General features: G+C 67.4%; 9 protein-coding genes. All 9 read right to left on the reverse strand.

From position 1 onward, the window contains the following. A partial coding sequence (locus tag ACRDUX_RS38830) for a hypothetical protein (protein WP_526422532.1) occupies window positions 1–203 on the reverse strand: 203 nt, incomplete at its 3' end. A gap of 23 nt (window positions 204–226) precedes the next feature. Beyond that, entirely contained in the window at window positions 227–826 is a 600-nt protein-coding gene (locus ACRDUX_RS38835) for a hypothetical protein (RefSeq protein WP_526422534.1), read from the reverse strand. Then, window positions 823–1056 carry a hypothetical protein gene (locus ACRDUX_RS38840; RefSeq protein ID WP_526422536.1) on the reverse strand — a complete coding sequence of 78 codons (234 nt, stop codon included), beginning with the start codon at window positions 1054–1056 and terminating at the stop codon, window positions 823–825. The genes ACRDUX_RS38835 and ACRDUX_RS38840 overlap by 4 nt, the downstream gene beginning before the upstream one ends. After that, window positions 1053–1280, reverse strand: coding sequence for a hypothetical protein (locus ACRDUX_RS38845; protein ID WP_526422538.1), 228 nt, complete (start codon window positions 1278–1280; stop codon window positions 1053–1055). Before ACRDUX_RS38845 ends, ACRDUX_RS38840 begins: the two co-directional genes overlap by 4 nt. After that, window positions 1274–1552, reverse strand: coding sequence for a hypothetical protein (locus tag ACRDUX_RS38850; RefSeq protein WP_526422540.1), 279 nt, complete (start codon window positions 1550–1552; stop codon window positions 1274–1276). Before ACRDUX_RS38850 ends, ACRDUX_RS38845 begins: the two co-directional genes overlap by 7 nt. Before the next feature lie 14 nt (window positions 1553–1566). Next, window positions 1567–1773 (reverse strand): hypothetical protein, encoded by a 207-nt coding sequence (locus ACRDUX_RS38855; protein ID WP_526422542.1) that lies wholly within the window; start codon window positions 1771–1773, stop codon window positions 1567–1569. Then, window positions 1770–2279, reverse strand: a complete 510-nt coding sequence (locus ACRDUX_RS38860) for a JAB domain-containing protein (RefSeq protein WP_526422544.1) — start codon at window positions 2277–2279, stop codon at window positions 1770–1772. The genes ACRDUX_RS38855 and ACRDUX_RS38860 overlap by 4 nt, the downstream gene beginning before the upstream one ends. A gap of 6 nt (window positions 2280–2285) precedes the next feature. Continuing rightward, the gene (locus ACRDUX_RS38865; RefSeq protein WP_526422546.1) at window positions 2286–2903 is read right to left on the reverse strand and encodes a hypothetical protein; all 618 of its coding nucleotides are present in this window, start codon (window positions 2901–2903) and stop codon (window positions 2286–2288) included. Between the two features lie 173 nt (window positions 2904–3076). Further along, window positions 3077–3718 (reverse strand): hypothetical protein (locus tag ACRDUX_RS38870; RefSeq protein WP_526422548.1); only part of this gene is annotated, 642 nt, incomplete at its 5' end.

Genomic DNA, 3718 nt, shown 5'->3' on the forward strand with positions numbered 1-3718 from the left:
GTGCCCAGGTGCTTGACGAGCGCCTTCACCGTGGCCTGGTCACTCGCGAGATTGGCCGCGAACACCGTGATCGGCGCCAGCACGCGCTCCTTCCACAAGGCGACACACGTGGTGCGCCGCTCTTTCCACCGCCGCGGCAGATGGGTTTGCGGCAGGCGCACCCCTGGGACATGGGCCAGGACGACTTCGCGTTCGAGTTTCATAGCTCCATAGTGTAAACTGTGCGTCAACGATATGTCAACCTATCCATACGCCACAGAGCGAGGGCCATTGCCATCCCTTCAGCGATCGTCGTCCATCCGTAGACGACCGCGGCAGTCTTGGCACCCGCCACCCGCGCCAGGTGGCCGGCAATGCCGCCGGGATCGAAGCGCCCCAACTCGACGTCTCGCTCTCCTACCATGTCGTGCACGACGACGTGCTCGAAGGGGATGCGCTGCATGTGCACGACGGCGATCTGGCCGTATCGCTTCGCCAGCCGCACCGCCCGTTGCGCGTCCACCTCATGCGCAACGACCACGCGCGAGATCGAGATGCCCAACGGCTCGAAGCGCCAGACCGTCGGGAAGACGGCCGCGGCAAGTTGTGCCGATCGCAGTGCGTGCACCAGGCACTCACCCTGCCGACCGGACGGCGGCAGGTCAGGCGGCGCTACCAGCATCGCCCAGGTGCGGCTGCCGACACGCTCAGCCAACTCGTCGACGCGCCAAAGGCTGAACTCGTGCAGCCTCGCCCACGCTTCCGCTGGACCGCGTCCGTCATCGAACTCGCGCCGCGCACGGACGAATGCGTCGATCGACCACGGTGGCCGGGACAGTGTTGTCACTGACCGCCCGTGATGGCGCGGCTCACATCCTCGATGATCGGGAAGGTGATGCCGCGGATGACGTTGAAGAGGATCCGGAACACCCCCAACGCGATCACGAGCCCGATGCCGGCGACGATGGCGCCGTGCGCAAAGGCGAACAACACGGCGACGACGATGGCCGCCAGCTGACCGAATCGGTACGCCGGCCACAGCACCGGGTCGTTGCTCGGCGCCAGCACGGGCGTCACCTGTCGTACTCCACCGCACCCGCGTCGATGCCCAGGGCGAAGGCGCGATGGTACTGCACGGCACCGGCGATACGCCGCTCGCGCGCCCACTGCTGGCCGGCACGGTATCCGGCGACGAACCCGTCGGCCCGAGGTCCTGGCCCGAGCGGTGACGGCCACGTGCACCAGGACGGGTCCTCGCAGATCACCGGGCCGTCGACGACCATCGGCGGCGGTATCACCACCACGCCGCCATAGGCACCCCACGAACCGCCAGGTCGCGGTCCTGGGTACGATGGGTAGCCCGGCACCGGCACGCCTGACTGGCGGGCTCCGGTACCGAGTCGAGCAGCGCGAGGAAGGCGGTGAGGCCCATGCCGGCGTAGCCCAGGTTCTCGGCGGTGCGGTTGCGGTAGGTGTAGAAATCGTTGCGGTTGACGGTTTTCGTGCGTTGCTGGGCCACGACGGTACCGGCGTTCAAGGCGGCTGCCACGACGAGTACGACGACGAGCTTCATATGCTCCCTTCCGCTCAGTGGCTGACGGTCGGCGCGTCGCCGGTGACCGGTGGGCGACCTGCGTCGATGTCTCGTCTGTGGCTCCAGATCGAGAGGCAGCTCGGGCAGGTGCACCGTGCGGCGTTGCCGGTGATAAACCCGTACAGGCAGCCGCACAGCGACGTCAGGTCGCGGTCGAGCAGGTGAAGCACGCCGGGAATGACCGTCGCCATGCGCGTCACCAGTATCCATCGTCGACGAAGCTGACGTACCGCCCGCGTCCGATGACCAGGTGGTCGAGGACGCGAATGCCGAACAGTTCCCCGACCTCGCGCAGTCGGCGCGTGATCTCCAGATCCTCGGCGCTGGGTGTCGGGTCACCGCTCGGGTGGTTGTGGACGAGGATGATCGCCGCCGCATTGGCGAGCACCACGGCCTTGAACACTTCGCGCGGGTGCACGATGGACGCCGTCAATGACCCTTGCGAGACCTGCTCGATGCCGATGATGGCGTGCTTGTTGTCGAGCAACACCGTCCAGAAATACTCGCGGTCCGCGGTGTCGCATGTGTCGCGGAAGGCGTTGTACACATCGACCGAACCGCGCAGTCGCCGGTGCGCGAACGGTGCCGACCCTTCGCACACCAGCGAGACGATCTGGATACGGAAGCTCGGGATGCCGCGCGACGACCGCCTGCGTGCCGGTGAGCGCACAAGGCCGAGTTCAAGCTGCACTTCTGGCTGATCCACGTCTGCTCACTCCTCTCTGTCATGCTCGGCGCTCCACTCGCTGACGGCGCGGCGATACCATTCGCGCAGCGGCGGGTAGGTCTCCGAGGTGACGGTGACGACCATCGAGTCGTCGACCAGATAGCCGCAGCGCCAGTCGCCGTCGCCGACGTCGTAGGGCGCCTGAGCCACCAGCACGGCGTCGACCAGCACGGTGATCTCCAGAACGCTCGGCACCTGCGCGCGCATACCGACGGTGCCGGTGCCGCCGTTTTCGTCCTGCCACCAGACCTCGACCCGACCGCAGCGGCGCGTGGCCATGACGTAGGTCGTCAGGTCTACCGAGCCGGCCAGCGAGCCGGCGTTGATACGGGCGAGGACAAGCGAGGCAAAGCTGTGCACCTGTTCGCCCATGTCGCCAAACGTGGCCAGGCGACGCACGATCGCAGCGACGTCCGGTTCCAGGCATAGTTCGGCCGCGAGCTGATCGACGTCGAGTTGCCGGCCGTCGGTCCCCAGCGCCGCAATGATCTCGGCGTGGGTGCTCATGCAGGTCACGAGGCTTCGCAGCTCGCGTATCAGTGCATCGAACTCACCAAACAGGTCAGGCCGGTGGTCGATCGGGAAGTCGGCGTGACGAGGCATCGAACCGGAACAAACGTGCGAGCGGTGTGCCAAGCGCGGGCAATCGCCGGGGAATAGCCCCGAGGGGCGTCCGCGTGCTCGCGCTCCAGCGCCCACCTGGTCCACCGCGCCCGTACGCGCGGCCCGCGGATCTGCGCGTATCTCATCGAACGGATGCACGAGTACTACGCCCCTCAGGCGGACCGGGGATCCCGACCATCGCGGCGTCGGACACCGCGCGGCGCACGGCTTCGGAACCGGACTTCGAGCTGCGGGTAGAACGTCGAGCGAATCTGGAGTTGCGCGGCGCGGCCGGGCGTGTAGGCCGATCGGTCGCCGCCGTCGATAGCGCCGTACGTGGCCTGCGCGATCACGACCCGTTCAACCATCACAACTGCTTCGTGCAGCGTGAGCGGCTGGTCCCGCGTGCCGAGCGCGCCAAACCCGTCGGCGGTGTCGGCCCACCAGTAGTCGACCTGCGTCCCGCGTCGGGTCGCGTACAGGGAAGTGGTCACGCGCGCCGCGCGCTTCGCGGTGCTGGGCAGAATCTCGGCGATGCAGATCGACCCGAAACTGTGCACGGGACCGCCCTCATCACCGAACCGCACGAGTAGCCGGACGAGCCGTGCCGCGGCGCGGCTCAGTCGGTGTCGGGCGACGAGCCGCCGCACATCGACCTGCCGACCATCCTCATCGAGAGTCGTCAGGACTGCGGATCGAGTGGCGTGATTCGGGATGTGTGCTTCCAGCTGTTCCAGCCAGCGGTCGAACGACGCGAAGTAGTCCGGCCGGTGGTCGAGCTGTGGGTCGCGTTCGTCGGGCACGATACCCGCGCA

The organism is Mycobacterium sp., from assembly GCF_050701675.1.
Classification (GTDB): Bacteria; Actinomycetota; Actinomycetes; order Mycobacteriales; family Mycobacteriaceae; genus Mycobacterium.

What these genes read in the sequence shown, in the direction of transcription:
- ACRDUX_RS38850 (WP_526422540.1), bottom strand. Translation starts at nt 1,552, where the DNA reads ATGAAGCTCGTCGTCGTACTCGTCGTGGCAGCCGCCTTGAACGCCGGT.
- ACRDUX_RS38865 (WP_526422546.1), bottom strand. Translation starts at nt 2,903, where the DNA reads ATGCCTCGTCACGCCGACTTCCCGATCGACCACCGGCCTGACCTGTTT.